Source organism: Bacillus sp. MUM 13 (assembly GCF_001866725.1).
Classification (GTDB): Bacteria; Bacillota; Bacilli; order Bacillales; family DSM-1321; genus Peribacillus.
The window spans coordinates 1-20,667 of record NZ_MLYQ01000088.1 but is presented as its reverse complement, the minus strand read 5'-3'; the positions used below and the strand labels follow the sequence as shown (position 1 = coordinate 20,667).

Annotated in this window: 23 protein-coding genes and 2 other annotated features; of the genes, 17 read left to right on the top strand and 6 right to left on the bottom strand. The window is 41.0% G+C overall.

All coding sequences use genetic code 11. From position 1 onward, the window contains the following. Positions 1–181: 181 nt before the first annotated feature. Entirely contained in the window at positions 182–616 is a 435-nt protein-coding gene (locus tag BIV59_RS18125; RefSeq protein ID WP_170846190.1) for a DUF1885 family protein, read from the bottom strand. Positions 617–979: 363 nt separating this feature from the next. Here BIV59_RS18125 and BIV59_RS22975 point away from each other — a divergent pair, with 363 nt between their 5' ends. After that, entirely contained in the window at positions 980–1,102 is a 123-nt protein-coding gene (locus BIV59_RS22975) for a GapA-binding peptide SR1P (protein WP_083392247.1), read from the top strand. Positions 1,103–1,299: 197 nt separating this feature from the next. Here the strand turns inward: BIV59_RS22975 and BIV59_RS18120 are convergent, their stop codons facing one another. Further along, positions 1,300–2,775, bottom strand: a complete 1,476-nt coding sequence (locus BIV59_RS18120; protein ID WP_071352864.1) for an aminotransferase class I/II-fold pyridoxal phosphate-dependent enzyme — start codon at positions 2,773–2,775, stop codon at positions 1,300–1,302. Positions 2,776–3,002: 227 nt separating this feature from the next. Between BIV59_RS18120 and BIV59_RS18115 the strand changes: the two genes are divergently transcribed. From BIV59_RS18115 to trpA, 9 genes are all read left to right on the top strand, one after another. Next, positions 3,003–3,962 (top strand): NAD(P)H-dependent flavin oxidoreductase, encoded by a 960-nt coding sequence (locus BIV59_RS18115; protein ID WP_071352863.1) that lies wholly within the window; start codon positions 3,003–3,005, stop codon positions 3,960–3,962. Between the two features lie 253 nt (positions 3,963–4,215). Beyond that, positions 4,216–4,491 carry a UPF0223 family protein gene (locus BIV59_RS18110; protein WP_071352862.1) on the top strand — a complete coding sequence of 92 codons (276 nt, stop codon included), beginning with the start codon at positions 4,216–4,218 and terminating at the stop codon, positions 4,489–4,491. 65 nt (positions 4,492–4,556) lie between these two features. Then, positions 4,557–4,795 (top strand) — a binding site (T-box leader). Positions 4,796–4,980: 185 nt separating this feature from the next. Then, positions 4,981–5,225: a binding site (T-box leader), on the top strand. Positions 5,226–5,323: 98 nt separating this feature from the next. Beyond that, positions 5,324–6,718, top strand: a complete 1,395-nt coding sequence (gene trpE, locus BIV59_RS18100; protein WP_071352860.1) for an anthranilate synthase component I — start codon at positions 5,324–5,326, stop codon at positions 6,716–6,718. Continuing rightward, on the top strand, positions 6,715–7,314 hold the full coding sequence (locus tag BIV59_RS18095; RefSeq protein WP_071352859.1) for an anthranilate synthase component II: 600 nt from the start codon (positions 6,715–6,717) through the stop codon (positions 7,312–7,314). The genes trpE and BIV59_RS18095 overlap by 4 nt, the downstream gene beginning before the upstream one ends. Then, on the top strand, positions 7,298–8,320 hold the full coding sequence (gene trpD / locus BIV59_RS18090; protein ID WP_071352858.1) for an anthranilate phosphoribosyltransferase: 1,023 nt from the start codon (positions 7,298–7,300) through the stop codon (positions 8,318–8,320). Before BIV59_RS18095 ends, trpD begins: the two co-directional genes overlap by 17 nt. Beyond that, positions 8,321–9,097: an indole-3-glycerol phosphate synthase TrpC gene (gene trpC / locus BIV59_RS18085; protein WP_071352857.1), complete on the top strand. Its 777-nt coding sequence runs from the start codon at positions 8,321–8,323 to the stop codon at positions 9,095–9,097. Positions 9,098–9,110: 13 nt separating this feature from the next. Continuing rightward, on the top strand, positions 9,111–9,725 hold the full coding sequence (locus BIV59_RS18080; RefSeq protein WP_071352856.1) for a phosphoribosylanthranilate isomerase: 615 nt from the start codon (positions 9,111–9,113) through the stop codon (positions 9,723–9,725). Continuing rightward, positions 9,722–10,927, top strand: a complete 1,206-nt coding sequence (trpB, locus tag BIV59_RS18075) for a tryptophan synthase subunit beta (protein WP_071352855.1) — start codon at positions 9,722–9,724, stop codon at positions 10,925–10,927. The genes BIV59_RS18080 and trpB overlap by 4 nt, the downstream gene beginning before the upstream one ends. Continuing rightward, positions 10,920–11,711 carry a tryptophan synthase subunit alpha gene (gene trpA, locus BIV59_RS18070; protein ID WP_071352854.1) on the top strand — a complete coding sequence of 264 codons (792 nt, stop codon included), beginning with the start codon at positions 10,920–10,922 and terminating at the stop codon, positions 11,709–11,711. The genes trpB and trpA overlap by 8 nt, the downstream gene beginning before the upstream one ends. A 74-nt stretch (positions 11,712–11,785) precedes the next feature. Here the strand turns inward: trpA and BIV59_RS18065 are convergent, their stop codons facing one another. Further along, positions 11,786–12,406, bottom strand: coding sequence for a YktB family protein (locus BIV59_RS18065; RefSeq protein WP_071352853.1), 621 nt, complete (start codon positions 12,404–12,406; stop codon positions 11,786–11,788). 199 nt (positions 12,407–12,605) lie between these two features. On the opposite strand from BIV59_RS18065, the gene BIV59_RS18060 reads away from it, so the two are divergent. Both BIV59_RS18060 and BIV59_RS18055 read left to right on the top strand, forming a co-directional pair. Then, complete coding sequence (locus BIV59_RS18060; protein WP_071352852.1) at positions 12,606–12,803, top strand: hypothetical protein; 198 nt, start codon at positions 12,606–12,608, stop codon at positions 12,801–12,803. Positions 12,804–13,120: 317 nt separating this feature from the next. Continuing rightward, positions 13,121–13,915, top strand: a complete 795-nt coding sequence (locus BIV59_RS18055; RefSeq protein WP_071352851.1) for an inositol monophosphatase family protein — start codon at positions 13,121–13,123, stop codon at positions 13,913–13,915. 153 nt (positions 13,916–14,068) lie between these two features. On the opposite strand, the gene BIV59_RS18050 is transcribed toward BIV59_RS18055, so the two are convergent. Next, entirely contained in the window at positions 14,069–14,251 is a 183-nt protein-coding gene (locus tag BIV59_RS18050; protein WP_071352850.1) for a YlaF family protein, read from the bottom strand. Positions 14,252–14,396: 145 nt separating this feature from the next. Between BIV59_RS18050 and typA the strand changes: the two genes are divergently transcribed. Genes typA through BIV59_RS18035 form a run of 3 tightly spaced genes read left to right on the top strand, consistent with a single transcriptional unit; the run spans position 14,397 to position 16,868 of the window. Then, positions 14,397–16,241: a translational GTPase TypA gene (gene typA / locus BIV59_RS18045; protein WP_071352849.1), complete on the top strand. Its 1,845-nt coding sequence runs from the start codon at positions 14,397–14,399 to the stop codon at positions 16,239–16,241. Between the two features lie 25 nt (positions 16,242–16,266). Continuing rightward, complete coding sequence (locus tag BIV59_RS18040) at positions 16,267–16,575, top strand: YlaH-like family protein (RefSeq protein WP_071352848.1); 309 nt, start codon at positions 16,267–16,269, stop codon at positions 16,573–16,575. Positions 16,576–16,577: 2 nt separating this feature from the next. After that, positions 16,578–16,868: a hypothetical protein gene (locus BIV59_RS18035; RefSeq protein WP_071352847.1), complete on the top strand. Its 291-nt coding sequence runs from the start codon at positions 16,578–16,580 to the stop codon at positions 16,866–16,868. 468 nt (positions 16,869–17,336) lie between these two features. Here BIV59_RS18035 and BIV59_RS18025 read toward each other — a convergent pair whose 3' ends face one another. Beyond that, positions 17,337–17,537, bottom strand: a complete 201-nt coding sequence (locus BIV59_RS18025; protein ID WP_071352845.1) for a YlaI family protein — start codon at positions 17,535–17,537, stop codon at positions 17,337–17,339. A 400-nt stretch (positions 17,538–17,937) separates the two neighbouring features. Here BIV59_RS18025 and BIV59_RS18020 point away from each other — a divergent pair, with 400 nt between their 5' ends. Beyond that, positions 17,938–19,266 (top strand): PhoH family protein, encoded by a 1,329-nt coding sequence (locus tag BIV59_RS18020; RefSeq protein WP_071352844.1) that lies wholly within the window; start codon positions 17,938–17,940, stop codon positions 19,264–19,266. Positions 19,267–19,390: 124 nt separating this feature from the next. Here BIV59_RS18020 and BIV59_RS18015 read toward each other — a convergent pair whose 3' ends face one another. Further along, a complete protein-coding gene (locus BIV59_RS18015) occupies positions 19,391–19,888 on the bottom strand; it encodes a hypothetical protein (protein WP_071352843.1) in 498 nt (165 codons plus the stop codon). Positions 19,889–20,174: 286 nt separating this feature from the next. On the opposite strand from BIV59_RS18015, the gene BIV59_RS18010 reads away from it, so the two are divergent. Further along, positions 20,175–20,456, top strand: a complete 282-nt coding sequence (locus BIV59_RS18010) for an Fpa/YlaN family protein (protein ID WP_071352842.1) — start codon at positions 20,175–20,177, stop codon at positions 20,454–20,456. Positions 20,457–20,667 lie beyond the last annotated feature (211 nt).

Below are 20,667 nucleotides of genomic sequence, written 5' to 3'. Positions count from 1 at the left end.
GGAGTCTCGCACCTTACACTCCAATCAACCCGGTTTAACAATGTGATCGCTTTACAGAACATATTAAAAAACAATAATCTTTAAGAAAAGAACCTAAAGAAAAAAACCGTTTCAATACACAATTATTGAGACGGTTTTTTATTATGGAAATTAAGCGGTTATGAAGCAAGCTTTGCATTACTTATTTGCGCGGATAAAAATACATAATTCTTTTATTGAAAAGGTGAAGTTCGGCATTAAGTTTTTTAGCAATAAACCTGCAGTATTCATTGGCTTTGCCTTTATCTCCGTAAGTGGAGGCAGGTACTAGTTTAATTTGAATATAAGATTGAATTCTTTCTGTTCCTGTTTGATCTTCTATCTTTTCAGTATTGATTCCTGCCAGCATTCCTTTATAGCGGTCCTGATTTGAAATAAACCTGATCCATTTTTCTTGTGATTGATCGACCACCTCCATTTTATAAGGAAATGCAGAGTTCTGATATTCCCATTCTATTTGTTTTCCTGTTTTTTCGCTAAGGGATATATAACAGCGGAAAAGGTCTTTCACTTCCTCTAAGGTGATACTCTGTCTGTTTGATTGCGGCACAAGTTTGATAAATGCACTTTCAGGCATGATACATTCTCCTTTCTGTCTTCAAAATTTAATTCAGGGACAAGTCAGAGGAAAAGGGGTTTTGTTTTCTGCACTTTGGTGATCGGTGTCATGTGTCCAGATGGGAAATGGGCAGGATGTTCGATAGGGCTGATGATTTTAATGTATGCGTTATCATTTTACATCTTTTTGCTAGTGAGATATAGAAGAGATTGTCATAAAACAAGCCTATTCATGATATGCAGAATAAATAAAAATAATCACTAAAAAAATTAAATGTGACATACAATTAAGCTTGATATTTTAAATGTGTTATATTATTATAGAGAAATAGAAGAGTAAAACGCTTTCAATTGTTAGATAATTTGAAGGGAGACTGTAAATATGGGAACAATCATTTGCCAAACCTGCAACAATACAATTGAGCATTATGAAGATGAAAAGGTCAGTGTTTTGTATTCACATTGCGGTACCTGCCAGTATGATATAGAAAAAGAGATGGAGTAAGCAAGCAAACCAAAGAAAGCCGCCCGGGTTGGGCGGCTTTCTTTGGTGCAGCAAGGGATTTGCTTTTATTGATAGGCCTTTACTTAAATAGTGTTGTCTTTGATTGCGGGACTTCCGCTAATCCTGCGAAAAGCAAGCATCTGGAACTGAAATGAGCCGCCTTGTTCCATATCAGCAAAGTTTAAGAAAACAGCTATTTAAATGATTGCTTTACGTTCTTTAATGACCCGGAGGTTTTTTAGTTCACTGTCCTCAGGACCTTGGACAGGCAGGCCCACTTCAATATTTTTCTTTATATAGGCAATATTTTCTTCGGTAATTATTTCTCCAGGAATGAAAATAGGTATTCCCGGCGGATACACCATGATGAATTCCGCGATTATTCTGCCTGCGGATTCTTCAATTGGAACTACCTCAGTTGATGCATAAAATGCATCTCTTGGAGTAAGGGCGAGCAAAGGGATGTCAGGAAGCATAACTTCCGAAATTTCCTGGTTCTCTCCTTGATAATGATTGAATTCCTCAGCCAAATCCCTAAGGGCGCTTATTAAAATTTCGGCTTCGGTTTCTGTGTCGCCTGTTGTGACAAGGCAAAGGATATTGTATAAATCCGACAATTCCACCTCGATATTATGTTTCTCGCGAAGCCATTTTTCTACATCATAACCTGATATGCCCAACTCTTTCACAGATATGATCAGCTTTGTAGGGTCATAGTCAAAGGTAGCCTTGCTTCCGAGTATTTCTCTGCCGATACAAGTCAGTTTCGGGATTGTATTTACTTCATAACGGATATGGTCTGCAAGTTTGATGGCTTTGTCAATTAACTCCCTGCCTTCTGTTGCAAGGCGTTTCCGGGCAACATCCAATGATGCCAGCAGGATGTAGGATGTAGAGGTTGTTGTAAGCATGCTTAAAATAGATTGTACATGATTGGATGAAACCAGCCCCTCTTTTACATTCAAAACAGAACTTTGAGTCAGGGAGCCGCCTAGTTTATGAACACTGGTAGCTGCCATATCGGCTCCTGCCTGCATGGCAGACATCGGCAATCCTTCATGGAAATGGATATGAACGCCATGTGCCTCATCCACTAATACTGGCACACTGTAGGAATGGGCAATTTCAACAATCTTCTTTAAGTCAGCAGAAACCCCGAAATACGTCGGATTAATGACAAGAAGGCCTTTTGCATCAGGATTTTGCTCAAGAGCCTTCTCTACCGATTCGGTTGTAATTCCATGCGAAATGCCAAGCTCTTTATCAATTTCAGGATGGATGAAGATCGGAACAGCGCCAGAAAATACAATAGCAGACATTACAGACTTATGAACGTTCCGGGGAACGATGATTTTGTCCCCAGGTCCGCAGACAGCCATGACCATTGTCATGATGGCACCGCTTGTTCCTTGAACGGAAAAGAACGTATGATCTGCTCCGAAAGCTTCTGCAGCAAGATCTTGTGCTTGTTTTATAATTCCTTTAGGCTGGTGCAGATCGTCTAAAGGTGCAATATTGATTAAGTCGATGGACAAGGCATTTTCTCCGATGAAATTGCGGAATTCTGGGTCAATTCCCTGTCCTTTTTTATGGCCTGGAATGTGAAATTGAATTGGATTTTTTTTTGCATGATTAATCAGGCCTGTAAATAAGGGTGTTTCATACTGTGACAATTCTTTATGACACCTCTTTATAAGAAATTTTCGCGTAAAACAAGAAGAATTATAGCATGGATAAAGAACTTTGCCTAGCGATTCTTTTTTTTGAGCAACGTGGGTTTTATATAACCGAAATATGAATATTTATGCGAGAGGTATTTTTCTCTAGAGTTTCTGGATTAAATTCTATAAACTGATTTTATATGATGCATTAAGTGGAATAAGGATAAAGGGGGAGCGGAATGAACTGGAAAACTAGAGTGACGGAGATTCTTGGCATAAAATACCCGATCGTGCAGGGAGGCCTTGCACATCTGGCTTATTCTGAACTTGCTTCAGCAGTTTCAAATGCTGGAGGGTTAGGGCAGGTAACAGCTATGTCCCTTGAGTCGCCAGAAGAGCTCAGGGAAGAAATCCGCAAAACAAAATCTAAGACTTTAAGCCCTTTTGGTGTGAATTTTGCCATTGGACAGCACGGCAGAAGCTATGAGCACTTCCTGGAAGCAGCGTTAAGTGAAGGAGTTCCTGCTATTTCAGTCACTGGGGGAAATCCTGCCCCTTTCCTGAGCCATTTGAAGGGCACTGGTGTCAAGAAGCTCGTTCTTGTAGCATCAAGAAGACAGGCAGTTAAAGCTGAAGAATCTGGCGCCGATGCTGTCATGGCAGTAGGCCAGGAAGGCGGAGGCCATCTTGGAAGGGATGATATTGGTTTTGCTGTGCTTATTCCAAAGGTTGTTGATGCCGTTTCTATTCCTGTTATCGCATCAGGCGGCATTGGTGATGGAAGGGGACTGATGGCGGCACTTTCACTCGGAGCGGAGGGCATAGAAATGGGCACCAGGTTTATTGCGACTAAAGAGTGCGTCCATGCCCATGATGCCTATAAAAATGCCCTGGTTCACGGCAGCGAATATGACACAGTGGTCATTAAAAGGTCCCTGGGTGCTCCAGGAAGAGTTCTTTCAAATACCTGGACAGAAAAGATCCTCGGCATTGAGAAGGAGAATGGAGGATATGAGGAGCTGAAAAACTATATCAGCGGTGAAGCGAATCGCCGTTTCATTTATGAAGGCCAAAAAGAAGATGGATATGCATGGGCTGGACAGGTGATGGGGCTTATCCGCGATATTCCATCTTCCGCAGAACTTATTGAAAGAATGATATTAGAATCGGAAGAAATAAGAAGGAAATGGGCAAGATAATAAAAAATCAGCTGAGTTTTAGGCTTGACAGGTACATGGCTTTAAATCTGCCACAAATGATTAAAAATGAGGCAGACGGTGAAAGAAACTGATAAAATTTTAAAGAACAAGCAGAAGCGTACAATTGGTTCGGCAGCTGAAACGGTCTTACGCATATTAACTAGGCTTTTTCTTTGATTAAAGTCTAATGCGATAGCAGCAATCAGCGGGCAGGTTTATAAGTGGTTAAAAATAAAGAATAGCAGGTGACAGCATGAATTACTCATATCCGATGGACAGCGGCTGGAGTACTGAGGAAATTATTGATGTAGTTAAATTTTTTGAATTTGTGGAAAAAGCCTACGAAGGTAAAGTACAAAAAGAACAGTTTATGAGCTCCTACCGCAGATTCAAACAAATCGTACCAGGTAAGGCAGATGAAAAAAGAATTACAGATGAATTTCAGGAAAACAGCGGATATTCAGCATATCTGGTCATAAAAAAAGCGAAAGAAATGACATCAGACGGCTACATATCCATTAAGGCGTAATATTTTTTGAAAAACTATTGACAAACCGGTGCGGTTAGTTATATTATTAGAAACAAGAAAACTAGATGCAAGCGTTGAAGAAGAAGAGTACCTTACTTCATTCACTGAAGAGAGCCGGTGGCTGGTGCAAACCGGTGTGAATGGTTAAGCGAATGGGCTTCTGAGCTCCAAACTGAAACCGGCAGCGGTAGTAGGCTTTGGCGGACCGTCTCATCGTTACCCGAGACAGGCATTTAATTATGATGCTGTAAAGTGAGCTTTTTTAGCTAATTAAAGGTGGTACCACGGGTTCCTCGTCCTTTTGGATGAGGGCCCTTTTTGCGTTTTTTTAAAACAGGTTTTTTGAAGCTCATTGTTGATGTTCGACCTGGATATGACCGAAGCGGCTTGCATTTTGCGGCAAAAGGGCATGGGGGATACACGGCAGCCGCAATCAAAGAACATAAGAAAGAAATCAGCAAAATTAACGCACCTGAAATATGTATAATAGATAAATCGCTGAATAAGAGGAGTAATTCTGTCAGATGCACAACAGAGAGCCGGTTATGGTGAGACCCGGTGTGATATGGCAAAATGAATGGGCTTATGAGAGGTTCCTTGAAAATGAAAGTAGAGGAACCCGGTTTCCGCCGTTAAAAGGATAGGGTATCGGAATTTTTCCTGTACCTGAAAAGAGGGAAGGCTTTATAGCTTTCCAAACTGAGGTGGCACCGCGGTAATTAATCGTCCTCTGCAAACACTATTTTGTGTTTGCAGAGGACTTTTTTTGTTTCATTTTAGATTAGCATTTCCAATTACTAAGATTATTTGAAAGTAGAAAAGGCGGGAGAAAATGAAAACTAATTATTCCACAAAAAAAAATCCTTTTAAGATAGAAACAGTTGACGGAGATATCCATACACCTGTCTCGATTTTTCAAAAACTGGAAGGGGATAATAAATTTCTGCTGGAAAGTTCGCAGGCGCATCATGACCATGGCAGGTATTCTTATATCGGCTGCAATCCATATTGCGAGGCAGCATCGTTTGGAGAGGAACTACGAATTTCTGATCAAAGAAAACAGCATCAGGATTTGAGAAGAGAAACCATGATTGACTTTCTGGAAAAACATATGGCGGAAGAAATGGAATCGAAAGCTGTTCCGGAGCTCCCCTTTACGGGAGGGGCCGTTGGATATTTAGGATATGACGCAATTCGCCAATATGAAGATATTGGAGCTCAGCCTTTGGATGACCTTAAAATGCCAGATGCCCATTTTCTTATATACGATGAAATGTATATATTTGATCACATCCTTCAAGTCATCCATTTAGTAACACGGGATGAAGATAGCATGGGCAGGTTCAGGGAGATGAAAGAAGTGCTTAATAGGCCTCTACCAAAAATGGATGATGAACCCTTGAAAGATCTGAACTTTGAATCTAACTATTCAAAAGAACAATTTACAAATATGGTCAATATGGCCAAAGAGGCGATTGTGGCTGGAGAGGTTTTTCAGGTTGTTCTTTCTCAGCGCTTCGAATCAGGGTTTCATGGAAACCCGTTCAGGGCATACCGGCGCTTGAGGCTTTCTAATCCATCTCCATATATGTTTTATATCGAGTTCAGAGATTACACATTATTGGGATCTTCTCCTGAAAGCCTGATCAGCGTGAGAGGAAATGAATTGACTGCCAATCCCATAGCCGGAACAAGGCCAAGAGGGAAAACAGAGAAAGAGGATCTGGAGCTTGAAATTGAGCTGCTGAATGACGAAAAAGAACTCGCGGAGCACAGGATGCTGGTTGATCTTGCCAGAAATGATGTGGGAAAGGTCAGCAAGATAGGTTCTGTGTCACTTGCTTCTGAGATGACCATTGAAAGATTTCAGCATGTGATGCATATTGCTTCAAAGGTTAAGGGGCAATTAAAGGAAGGCACAAGCAGCCTTAAGGCATTGATAGCCTGTCTGCCGGCTGGAACGGTATCCGGAGCGCCGAAGATTAGGGCCATGCAGCTTATCAATACTTTTGAAAACCGTAAAAGAGGGGTATACGCGGGTTCAATCGGCTATATCGGATTCGGCGGAAATTTGGATATGGCCCTTGCCATCAGGACGATGGTAGTGAAGGATAACCGGGCATTTATACAGGCGGGTGCAGGTATTGTATATGATTCAGACCCGGAAAAGGAATATGAGGAAACGAAAAATAAAGCAAAAGCTTTAATGGAGGTGTACAGTTCATGATTTTATTGATTGATAATTATGACTCTTTTACTTTTAATCTATTTCAATATTTAGGTGAATTCGAGCCTGATATTCTTGTGAGAAGAAATGATTGCATAACACTGAATGAAATTGAAGCGCTAAAACCGCAGGCCATCGTGATTTCTCCAGGGCCCGGCCGGCCGGAAAATGCGGGTATCTGCATTGAGTTAATACAGCACTTTCATAAAAAAATACCGATTTTAGGAATTTGCCTAGGCCATCAGGCGATTGGTGCGGCATTTGGTGCTAGGATTGTAGAAGCAAAAAGAATCGTTCATGGAAAAGCATCCTTCATTAAACATGACGGCACTGACTTGTTTGAACAGCAGGATACGAATGTTTCAGTCATGAGATATCACTCTTTGGTGATTGATGAAAAATGTATGCCTGCAGAATTAACTGTGACAGCCAATGCTGCTGATGATGGTGAAATCATGGCGATCAGACATGTGGATTTTCCGGTATTCGGGCTCCAGTTCCACCCTGAATCTATAGGCACAAAAACGGGTAAAAGCATGCTCCATAAATTCATCATGCAAGCAAGGGAGGAGAATCACTTTGAAACAGTATCTTGAAAAGCTATCAAGCCAACATCCGCTGAATGAGGAAGAAATGATGCTGGCTGCCCAATCGCTTTTTTCGGATGAAATCAGCGAAAGCGAAATTGCTGCTTTTTTAATCGCATTGAAATCGAAGGGTGAAACTGCCGGGGAAATTGCAAGCCTTGTGAAGGTTCTCAGGCAGCATGCAGTCACAATTAAAACCTCTCAAGAAAATATTATGGATAATTGCGGTACAGGAGGGGACGGGTCACAAAGCTTCAATATCAGCACTGCATCTGCTTTTGTACTCGCTGGTGCCGGAATTAAGATTGCCAAACACGGAAACCGCAGTGTTTCAAGCAAAACGGGAAGTGCAGATGTACTGGAAGAGCTCGGAGTAAACCTGGAACTGGGAATTTGCCAAATAGAGGAGCTATTGGAGGAAGCGGGCATTACCTTTTTGTTTGCTCCCTCTATACAGCCAAAAACAAGGAGGATAATGAAAATAAGAAGAGAGCTTAAGGTTTCCACGGTCTTTAATATCATTGGCCCGCTAACCAATCCAGTCAATCTCGATTCACAGCTTCTGGGTGTTTACCGAAAGGATCTGCTTGGACTTATGGCATCTGTTCTGAATAAACTGGGAAGAAAAAGAGCGGTGGTGCTTACAGGAGCAGGAAATATGGATGAAGCCAGCCTCCAAGGAGAGAACAGCCTGGTTTTACTTGAAAATGGAAGAATGACATCCTTTACCGTTCATCCTGAAGAGGTCGGCCTGCCGGTATATTCCAATGAAGCTATCCGGGGCGGCGGCTCAAAGGAGAATAGCGAAATCCTGCTGAGCGTTCTGCGCGGTGTAAAGGGGCCATGTCTCGATACAGTCTTGCTGAACGCAGGGATAGGCATATATGCAAATGGGAGAGCAAATTCAATTGCCGGGGGAATTCAGATGGCAAGAGAAAGCATACGAAGCGGCGCGGCGCTTGAGAAGCTGCAAATGCTTATTTCCTACAGTCAGAAAAATAAGGCGGTCATATAAATGGAAAATATTTTATTGAAAATCATCGAGCAAAAAAAGATTGAAGTTGCATTATTAAAGCAATCCGGCATCATTTATCAGATAGATGAAAAGCCAGAAAACAAGTCTTTAATTAAAAGGCTGCAATCCTCTAAAACAGTCTCAATAATCGCAGAAATTAAAAGGGCATCTCCATCAAAGGGGGATATTAAGAGTGATGCAAATCCGGCAGAACAGGCAAAAAAATATGAAAAATACGGGGCTTCTGCAATTTCAGTGCTAACAGATACAACCTTTTTTAAAGGGTCGATTGAAGACCTGAAAAATGTTAGAGCGGCTGTTCAAGTGCCTGTACTATGCAAGGATTTCATTATTGATGAAATTCAGATTGACAGGGCAAAGGCTGCGGGAGCCAATCTAATCCTTCTGATTGCCGCCGCCCTTCCAATTGATAGATTAAGGGAATTATATCTATATGCAAAATCTAAAAATCTGGAAGTGCTGACAGAAGTTCATGATGAGGAAGAACTGGAAAGAGCCATGCTCATTGATCCTGAGTTAATCGGAATCAACAATCGGAATCTAAAAACCTTTCAAGTGGATTTGGGGATAACAGAAAAACTCGCGAAGGAGCTAAGTTCTTCGGGCAAATTCATCATCTCCGAAAGCGGGATAAGGTCAGAAGATGATGTGAAAAGAGTCAAGGAAGCAGGAGCAAGAGGAATACTTGTAGGAGAAACGCTGATGAAATCGGGCGATTTAAAAAATATACTGAGCAGCTTCCAAGTCAATTTCTGAAGGAGTGATAGTGATGAAAGTCAAGATTTGCGGAATTAGAACATTGGAAGCTGCCGAGGCTGCAGTGTCGGCAGGCGCAGATTATCTTGGTTTCATTTTTGCAGAAGGGAAGCGCCATATTTCCCCGCTGGATGCAGGAAGGATTATTTCGAAAATTGATGGCAGAGTTAAAAAAGTCGGGGTTTTCATGAATCAGCCTTACGAAGAAATAGTAGAGACATACTATTTAGCTGGACTTGATTATGTTCAGCTCCACGGAGACGAAACCGCAGAGTTTGCAGGTTCTCTTCCTCTTCCGGTAATAAAGGCAATACCACTGAACTCTAATTATCATTTCAGCGGAATCAGCGGTTACCCTGCGAATCGCTTTTTGCTGGACCGCCCCAAATCAGCAGCTAAGGGAACTCTGGACTGGAAGAGATTAACCGGAAGTGATTTTCCTTTAAGTGAACTCTTCCTGGCAGGGGGGCTGACACCGGAGAATGTTGAAGAAGCCATAAAGACAGTACGGCCTTATGCTGTGGATGTATCTAGCGGTGTCGAAACAGACGGAGTTAAGGATATCGGGAAAATCAAGACATTTATTAGAAACGCAAAAAAGGCTAGCGGAGAGGGGATTTTTAAATGAAAACATATATACAGCCTGACAACAATGGACATTATGGAGCATTCGGCGGTCGTTTTGTGCCTGAGACATTAATGGCAGCAGTAAAGGAACTGGAAGAGGTTTATGAAGAAGCAAAAAGGGACGCGGAATTTCAAAGAGAATTGAATTATTATCTTAAGCAATACATCGGCAGGGAAAATCCGCTTTATTTTGCAAAAAACCTGACTGAACTGGCAGGGGGCGCAAAAATATATCTGAAGCGTGAAGATTTAAATCATACAGGTGCACACAAAATTAATAATACAATCGGACAGGCGCTTCTTGCCCTTAAAATGGGCAAGAAGAAGATGGTTGCCGAGACTGGCGCCGGGCAGCATGGGGTGGCAACAGCGACTGTTTGTGCCTTGCTTGATCTTGAATGCATCATTTTTATGGGGAGAGAAGATGTTAAAAGGCAAAAACTGAATGTATTCCGGATGGAGCTCCTTGGAGCAAAAGTTATTCCTGTTGATGGAGGAAGCGCCACACTGAAAGATGCGGTCAATGAAGCATTAAGATATTGGGTAGCAAATGTTGAAGACACCCATTACATAATGGGTTCTGTGCTTGGTCCTCATCCTTTCCCGGTTATAGTAAGGGATTTTCAAAGTGTAATCGGCAATGAAACTAAGACACAATATCTTAGCCAGGAAGGAAGGCTTCCGGATGCAATTGTCGCCTGCATCGGAGGGGGCAGCAATTCAATGGGGATGTTTTACCCTTTTATAGAGGATGCCGATGTGAAGCTGATAGGAGTTGAAGCTGCCGGGAACGGACTGGATTCTGGCCTTCATGCTGCATCACTTACTAAAGGAACAAAGGGTGTGCTTCATGGTTCATTGATGTATGTTCTGCAAAATGAAGATGGACAAATTCAGGAAGCACACTCCATATCAGCAGGCTTGGATTATCCAGGTGTAGGACCGGAGCATTGTTATTTAAAAGATATAGACAGGGTTTCATATACATCTGTTACAGACGAGGAAGCACTTGAAGCTTTCATGATTCTTTCTAAAAAAGAAGGGATCATTCCAGCCTTGGAAAGTGCCCATGCCATCTCTCATGCCCTTCAGCTTGCGTCCACCATGAAGAAGGATGAAGGTATAGTGGTTTGTTTATCAGGAAGAGGAGACAAAGATGTAGAACAAATCCATGCCGCTTTAGGGGGAAAAGAAAATGAATAATAATCGTGTTGCAAAATCTATGATGGCCGTGCAGCAAAAAGGAGAAAAAGCATTTATCCCTTATATTATGGCAGGGGACGGGGGGTTGGAAAAGCTGAAATCCCATTTGCAGTTTTTTGAAGCAGAAGGTGCTGACGCAGTCGAATTAGGGATACCTTTTTCAGATCCAGTAGCAGATGGGCCAGTTATCCAGCGGGCTGGTATCCGAGCTTTACAGGAGGGGACCACATTAAAAAAAATTCTGGACAAATTGAAAGAAATCCAGGGAGAAATCCGAATACCGGTTATTCTGATGGCTTATATGAATTCCATTCTTGTTTATGGTGCAAAACGTTTTGTAAATGACTGCAAATCAGCTGGAGTGGATGGCTGCATAGTTCCAGATTTGCCGATTGAAGAAGAAGAGATTATATCGGGCCATTTAAAGGAAGCGGGCATAGTGCTGATTAGACTTGTTACGCTTACGAGCACTGAACAGCGAATTAAGAAAATAGCAGAAAGGGCTGAGGGCTTCCTTTATGCGGTTACCGTAAAGGGGACAACAGGAGTGCGCAATGATTTCGGTTTGGAAGCAGGCCCTTATCTCGAAAAAGTGAAAAAAGCAAGCGGGGTGCCTGTTCTGGCGGGATTTGGCATTTCAAGTGCTGAACAAGTAAAGGAGCTGTCAAAATACTGTGATGGTGTAATCGTTGGCAGCAAAATAATTGATTGCCTGGAAAGGGAGGAATATAAAGAAATCAGCACTCTCATTTCTGCAGCGAAAACGACTGGGGTAAGGCAATGAGCAGTTAATCAGGGGGGGCTTTAAGCCGGCCCCTTTTTAGCTGTTTTTATAGTTATTGGGTAATAGTTTATTGTTTAATATAATTTATATAAGGGTATTAAAACTTCAAATGACTCTTGAATACGTTTAATAAATGACTCATCTGAAAGTGAAACGGCCTCTTCTCGTGAAATTTGGATGCCGCACAGGATTTCAGCCTTCTTAACAGTCTGCAGCCTTTGAAACATGGATGTCATATCATCAAGGGAGAGGCTGGAATGAGGGATTACATCCGGCTTTGTGTGATCAATGGACCATACAAAGTGTCCGGGAATGGAATCTTTGATCGTTTCGGCATTATTCTCAAGTGTCAATCCGTATTGTGCCTTATCAGGAGCTTCGTAAATGACGGCAAACCATACAAACATATGTGTTCCCCACAATCCAATCTGAAAGTGAGGCGTCATTTTGTAGCCCCGGCTGTTTCGTGAAATAGCAACCCAGGTGTCGGTTGGGGGGTTAATGGTTCTCCTCATATGCTTCGCAACATGGGGAAACATTTCATCTCCTGTCAGTTCAGTCAGCTCTTTCGAAAAATAGTCGCCCAATTGGCGAAGCTTTGGCTGTATCCGATTCTTTAGTGCTTCCATTCTTGGATCCAGTCCATCTATTTTAAATACATTATAATCAGCTGCAGTAAATCCAGATATATTCATAATGATCCTCCTGCTTATTTCATCTGTTGCATATTGTAGCATAGAGAGGGAGAAAAGAAAAAGTATAGAATCCTTTAAGGGAAAGAATTTCCATGAAGGTAAAGAGCACAATTTTGTTGCGATTCTGCTGAAGAAATCATACTATAAAATAAAAATATATCAGAAAATTTAGTCAATTATTGAAGGGAGTACGACAATCATGAAACAAGTAATGAATCAATCCTTAAAAGCCAAGGAAGTTGAAAAACATAGAACAGCTGTTTTAAGAATGGAAATGGATTATGAATTAGCTACACTGTTTGAAGCGATTGGCGAAGAAAATGAACAAAAGAAAAGCCAGTGCAAACAAAAACTTGAGAGAATCCGTCTTGAACTGTTAAGGCTCAAAGCCCTTTAACCTAAAACCTCAACGCCCGCCAAATGAAGGAGAAAATTATCTTAAGATGAAAAGATGTATTGATGAAAAATTTCATTAGATGGCGGACACTCTGATTATATTCTGGATGTGTCCGTCTTTTATATTCTTAACTAAGGTGTTTTTTCAAGATGCTTGGAAGAAAAACTTGAAGACCAATGGCCTTTCCTATAATCTTTAGGTAGCATTTGATGCAGAGGCGCTCGATTAATCCCAGAAATAACACGGGATAAAAGCGGAATAATTCTAAAAGATAAACGTATATGGCTTGTTAATCAAATCAGGCGGAGGCTTAAATAATGGCAAACTTAAAAGAAATTGATACATATGCAAAAACCTGGATAAAAGAAGCTGGAGAACGCATAAAATCCTCTTTTGAACACAAATTAAATATTTCTACCAAATCGAATCCGAATGACTTAGTGACAAATATGGATAAAGAAACCGAACAATTTTTTCTGGAAAAAATCACAGAAACTTTTCCCGGCCACCAAATACTCGGTGAAGAGGGAATGTGCAGTGATGTAAGCGATCTTACAGGTATTGTCTGGGTAATCGATCCGATTGACGGCACAATGAACTTTGTGCATCAGCAAAGGAATTTTGCCATTTCCATCGGAATCCTTGAAAATGGAAATGGCAAGATAGGGCTTGTATATGATGTTGTCCATGATGAACTTTATCATACTATCAGAGGGGAAGGAGCATTCATGAATGACGTGAAGCTTCCTCCGCTAAAAGCTGTTCCAGTTAATGAAGCCATTTTGTCTTTAAATGCTACCTGGGTGACTGAAAATAAAAAAATTGATCCATCTATTTTGGCACCGCTTGTAAGGGATGTCCGGGGGACCCGTTCTTACGGGTCAGCCGCACTGGAAATGGCATTTGTAGCTGCCGGGAGGCTTGATGCCTATATGTCGATGAGACTTGCACCCTGGGACTTTGCAGGCGGGGCCATCTTAATAGAAGAAGTTGGCGGAGAAGTAACCACAATGACTGGGGAAAAGCTTGATTACTTAAAGGGTAATTCGCTTTTTGTTTCGAAACCCGGCCTGCATCAGCTGATATCTGAGAAATATCTTTCAAACCTGTAATTCAGAGGACCGATAATAAAACACCAAAGGCTGCCGTTTATAACGGCAGCCTTTGGCAATGAGGAAGTTAGAACTATATACTCTGGGAACGCAAAGCGCTTACATGTTTTTTTTAGAAAAACGGTTAAATTAATATAGATCGACTGCAGCTCTTTATAATTTTCCTTTTTGCCGCATTTTCCTTTTTAATGAAAATCCATAGCCCATTATAATAAACAGGGCCAAAATACTGATGATTACCCCTGCAATGCTTTGTTCTGCAATAGAAATGCCTATCCAGCTGATGCTTGCGACAGCCAGAAGAGCTAACAGAAGGAAATTCCATTTTATATTCATTTTCTCACCTCATTAGTGTAGTAAATCTGATATTAATTACATTGTACAAAATTTCGTGCTTGGTTTCTACTATGTTTGTGATATAATATGTAAGTTAATGGTACGATAATAACATTTAAACTAACCACTATTAGGAGTGAATTTTTTGAAATCTCGTAATGATATTCGAAATATAGCAATTATTGCCCACGTTGACCATGGTAAAACAACTTTGGTTGACGAACTTTTGAAGCAATCAGGTACTTTTCGTGCGAATGAACATGTAGAAGAACGCGCTATGGATTCCAACGATCTTGAAAGAGAACGGGGAATCACCATTCTTGCGAAAAATACAGCTGTTCAATATAAAGATACAAGAATCAATATCCTGGATACTCCAGGACATGCTGACTTTGGCGGAGAAGTGGAACGTATCATGAAAATGGTAGACGGCGTTCTTTTAGTTGTCGATGCCTATGAAGGCTGCATGCCCCAGACTCGTTTTGTTCTTAAGAAAGCTCTTGAACAAAAGCTTACTCCAATTGTTGTAGTAAATAAAATTGATAAAGACTCTGCACGTCCTGAAGAAGTAATTGATGAGGTATTAGATCTTTTCATTGAATTAGGTGCAGAAGAAGAACAGCTTGAATTCCCGGTTATCTATGCTTCAGCCATCCAAGGTACTGCAAGCCCGGATCCTGATCCATCAAAACAGGAAGAGGATATGTCTTCACTATTTAAAGCAATTATCGCAAATATTCCTGCTCCAGTGGATAACAGCGATGAGCCGCTTCAATTCCAGGTTGCGCTTCTTGATTACAATGACTATGTTGGCCGTATCGGTGTTGGCCGTGTTTTCCGCGGAAAAATGCATGTAGGACAGCAGGTTGCTCTTATGAAACTTGATGGCAGCGTGAAACAATTCCGTGTTACCAAAATTTTCGGTTTCAGCGGTTTGAAAAAGGTTGAGATTGAAGAAGCATTTGCAGGCGACTTGATTGCAGTTTCAGGAATGGAAGACATTAATGTCGGTGAAACTGTCACTCCTGTTGAACATCAGGAAGCACTGCCTGTTCTTCGTATCGATGAACCAACCCTTCAAATGACTTTCCTTGTTAACAATAGCCCATTTGCAGGACGGGAAGGTAAATTTGTAACGGCCCGCAAAATCGAGGAAAGATTAAAGGTTCAATTGCAGACGGATGTAAGCTTGCGTGTTGAAAACACAGATTCACCTGATGTATGGATTGTTTCTGGACGCGGAGAGCTTCACCTTTCCATCCTTATTGAAAACATGAGACGTGAAGGCTACGAGCTTCAAGTATCTAAACCTGAAGTAATTGTCCGTGTTATTGACGGTGTACGCTGTGAACCGGTTGAACGTGTTCAAATTGACGTTCCTGAAGAGCATACTGGATCCATCATGGAGTCTATCGGCGCCCGTAAAGGTGAATTGCTTGATATGATCAATAATGGCAGCGGCCAGGTCCGCCTTATCTTTAACGTACCTGCTCGCGGACTAATCGGTTACTCAACAGAGTTCCTTACAATCACAAGAGGCTACGGAATCATGAACCATACATTTGATAGCTACCAGCCTATGCAAGCTGGTCAGGTTGGCGGAAGAAGGCAGGGTGTTCTTGTTTCTATGGAAACAGGGAAAACAACTCAATATGGAACCATGCAGGTTGAGGACCGCGGCGTAATCTTTATTGAGCCAGGCACAGACATTTATGAAGGAATGATTGTCGGCGAACATAACCGTGAGAGTGACTTGACTGTTAATATCGTAAAGGCAAAACAAATGACTAATATGCGTTCTGCCAATAAAGATCAGACAACTTCTATGAAAAAACCTAGAATCATGTCACTGGAAGAATCACTTGAATATCTGAATGACGATGAATATTGCGAAGTAACTCCAGAATCAATCCGCCTTCGCAAAAAAATCCTGGATAAGAACGAACGCGAAAAGTTTGCCAAAAAGAAAAAAATGGCTGAAGCCAACTAATACGTACGTTTAGGGAGGAAGAAGCATGGGTGTCCATGAGCATTTATCGTTTTTTGCTGCATTGTACAGAGTTGACGAATTTCCTGAAACAGGAATGTGGTTTTTGTATCTGACGATTTTAGCCCTTTGTATAATCGTATATCAGCTGGGTTTTGCAAAAAAGCTGCCGCTGTTAAAAAATGTTGTCATTTATGCGGTAATGGCTCTTGGATGTACACTTCTCTCCTTCTTGGGCGTTTTTCTGCCAATGGGTGAGGGCCTTGTAATAGCGGCCCTTGTTCTAGGCATATACAGGTTCCGGCTTCGTAATCATAATAAGCGAGAGCAGGCTTAATCATGCAGTCCCTGCAGGATGCTCTTTATAATTGGCTGACCATCAAAGTGGTTTGCGACGCAAGACCAGATGACATGGCTGCTCAAGAAACAAAGGTATTTTTTGAAGCCAGGCTGAAGGAAGATTGCGATGCATCAGTCAGTAATCTGGAGAAAAACGGACCGTTTTATTTTGTCGATGTGTTAGCAGGCGGTGAAAAAAAACGGCACCGGTTTCCAGTTGAATTAATTGATTCATTGCTTGAACAAATTGAGGCAGAGCCTGATAAATACAAAAATTATAATGATGAATAACTAAAAACCCGTACAGGCCTCTTCTGTATGGGTTTTTAGTTATTCTGTTTAAAAGATGCCAGCATAGGCAATAAGCATGCATATAAAAGGTGGGAGATTGCCCATAAACCGAATGCTGTCAAATTATTAGTCTGAGGTTTGGGAAGGGAAGAAAGCGATGATATAGGGAAATATGCAAAAATTAAAGGAATGATTATAAGAAGAGAAATTACACACTTTCCTTGTAATGAGCAGATTTTCCATTGGTTTAAAATAAAAAAATAAAGCATGCCAAGTACGGCAGACAGAAGGAGATGGAATAGGAATTGGGTCATTTCGCTCCACTGGATTTTTCCGATTACAGGAATGAACTTCGTATCGAGAAGAAGCCGATATATATTTTCATTGGTGGCATTTTCGATTGCTTTCATTAAAAATCCAAGAAAAAAGCCGGAAACAAGGCCGGCCATAATGCCATACTTCACGACTTTACCATTCATCTTCGGGAGTAACAGAGCGGTACAGCCGGAAGTTCCCTGTCTCAATGCGCTTCTGTGTTCTTTCTTCTATTCGTGAATGGCATTCTTCACACATATAAGTATGTATAGGGCGGTTCCGTAATTTCTTTGCTTCTGGGGAGTAATCAGGTATTGATTCAATTTTGTCGCAGATTACACATTGTACTTTCATATATTATTCCTCTTTCCCTGGCAGTAATAACGCTGATTTGCTAGGCTGTTTTTAATTAAAAATAAGTGATGAATATTTATGGACATCCACCTTAAGTATAACATGTTTATCAGCAGATGAATATTTGGATATCCCAATATTCATCTGCCCGGAAGGCCCGGCTGAAGTTAGTTGATGCCCGCTTTCTGCTGCTTTTCATGCAGTCCTGCACCTTTTGCTGCAGCCATCATTTTGAATGGAGACTCGGCAAAAAGAGTCCTGTTTCCGTATACCCTGCAATTCTTCTTCTATCTTGCCCGGAACCGACATATATTTTATCAATAGTCTCGTCCTTTGCATACACCTGTGAACAGGATGAAAATTGAGACATCTGAAATTGATTAGGCGGGAGGCTTCATTATTGGACAAAATATATGTTTTAGATACCAATGTCTTGCTGCAGGATCCCTATTCCATTTTTTTATTTGAAGATAACGAGGTAGTCATCCCGGCAGTTGTTCTTGAAGAACTGGATTCGAAAAAAAGATATATGGATGAAATAGGAAGAAATGCGCGGCAGGTATCAAAATTAATTGATGGCTTCCGCGAAAAAGGAAAACTTCATAAAAGTGTGCCTCTGCACAATGGGGGTACTATTAGAATTGAATTAAACCACCGTTCTTTTCATGAACTTCAGGAAATTTTCATAGAAAAAACAAATGATAACAGGATTCTGGCAGTTGCCAAAAATTTATCGCTTGAAGAGGAAAGCAAGGAAAACGGAAAAACTGTCATATTAGTCAGCAAAGATACACTGGTCCGGGTAAAAGCAGATGCAATTGGGCTGCATGCCCAAGATTTTTTAAACGACCGTGTTGTGGAGATGGATCATATTTACAGCGGATTTCAGGAGTTATTTCTTTCACTTGAAGCATTGAATGCATTCTATGTCCAAGGTAACCTGGAAATCGCCAAATACTCAAATCAAACCTTCTATCCAAACCAATTCATATTGCTGAAGGATGAACTCGGAGGATCATCTTCCGCAGTTGGCATTATGGACTGGACGGCAAAAAAAGTGAAAAAGCTGATCTTTGACAGCGAGCATGTGTGGGGAATAAAACCAAGGAATGTACAGCAAATAATGGCTATGGAGGTCTTGCTGCGGTCTGACTTGCCTTTGGTGACGCTGATTGGAAAAGCAGGAACTGGAAAGACACTCATGGCACTTGCAGCCGGGCTTATGCAAACGGAAGACCTGGGGCACTATAAAAAGCTGCTTGTTGCCCGTCCGATAGTGCCTGTAGGAAAGGATATCGGTTACCTGCCGGGTGAAAAAGAAGAAAAGCTGAGACCCTGGATGCAGCCGATTTTTGATAATCTGGAGTATTTGTTCAACACTAAAAAGCCTGGGGAACTGGACGCAATCCTTGCGGGGATGAGTTCAATAGAGGTAGAGGCGCTGACATATATCAGGGGGCGAAGCATTCCGGACCAATTCATTATTATTGATGAAGCCCAGAATTTAACCAAGCATGAAGTGAAAACAATCCTTACCAGGGTAGGGGACCGCAGTAAAATTGTACTGATGGGAGACCCCGAGCAGATTGACCATCCATATCTGGATGAATATAATAATGGGCTTGCATATGTGGTTGAGAAATTTAAAGATCAAAAAATATCGGGGCATGTGAAATTGATCAAAGGAGAGAGGTCAGGACTTGCCCAATTGGCTGCGACACTGCTTTAGCTGTATATTATTAAAATATTTAATGCAAGCGGCAAAGAAAGGTTTCTTTGCCGCCGTTTGCCTAAAAGTTATATCCTGCATTGATTGCAGTGATAGAACTGTTAAGAGTGTAAAAAAATTAAATTTATTTCACAGTAAATGAGACAACATCTTTTATTGGCTGGTCCCGGTTGGTGCCATCGCCGAAGTAAATATATAATGGCCCGCCATCTTTGATGGGTTTGCCGTCCACGGAGAAACCAAGCAGGAAATTACTGGCTTCTTGCATGGTGAAATGATGTTCTTTGCCGCCTGCTGTTACAGTAACTCCGGAAGCGTTTTCATCAGGTTCAGCATTTTTTAGGAATGGCTGAAAGGGAATTATAAATGTGCCTGATAAAAGTCTTTGTTTCTCAAATTTTCTTTCTGTTTTTAAAGTTGGGGGGAGAGTGGCCCCTTCCTGTATTTCCTTTTGCCAATGCCTTGCAGCAGATGCCGTATATTCTTCATCGCTGCTGCGCTCTGTTTTTTCCTCTGAAAAATATGTATCTATCTCAATCTTTCGGTCATCAAAGATCCAGACGCCGGGATCAAGGGTAATCTGATATTTTACTTTCCCGTTAATAAAAACGATGGATTCCATTTCAATCAATTCCTTTCTTGGCTGTTTCAAGTATAAGTATAAGCAAAAATCATGAAATTGTCACAATTGAATAAATGAAACGTGCACCAGTTTGAAGTTGAAAATCCCTGCAGTGCCCTTTTGATATGACGCTGAGTTACTTTCAGGCAAATAAGAGGCAGGAATCATGAGTGACTCCTCCAGTAAACGGAGCCCTTGTAAACTTATAAGTTCCTTGCTTTTTCCTGAAAGTAAGGGTAAAATTTATAGATAAGATTTAATCGCTTTTTGAGCGGGGGGATTTATTATGGCATCTGAAATGCTTGTTAATCATCAAGAAAAAGCCTATGCTTTGTTAAAAGCAGATGCTGACAAGATTCTGAAGCTAATTAAAGTACAAATGGACAATCTTACTATGCCTCAATGCCCTCTTTATGAAGAGGTTCTCGATACTCAAATGTTCGGCTTGTCCCGTGAAATAGATTTTGCTGTCCGTCTGGGACTTGTGGATGGTTCAGAGGGAAAAGCTTTATTAGAAGAACTCGAAAGAGAATTATCAGCTTTACATGAGGCTTCCTTGCGAAAATAAATCTGCAGGATAATAAACTCAAAGTAATCGAACAGATTCTTTGAGTTTTTTTATTACCCGTTTTATGCTGTAAACAAATATTTTTATTTCAGTAAATGGTTTTTTTATATATAATGATAAAAAAGTTGCTGTAAATGATTTTTTTATTGTATTCAGAATATTTTCGTATTATTGTTTAAGTATTATTTTTAAAGGATACATAACCATATTC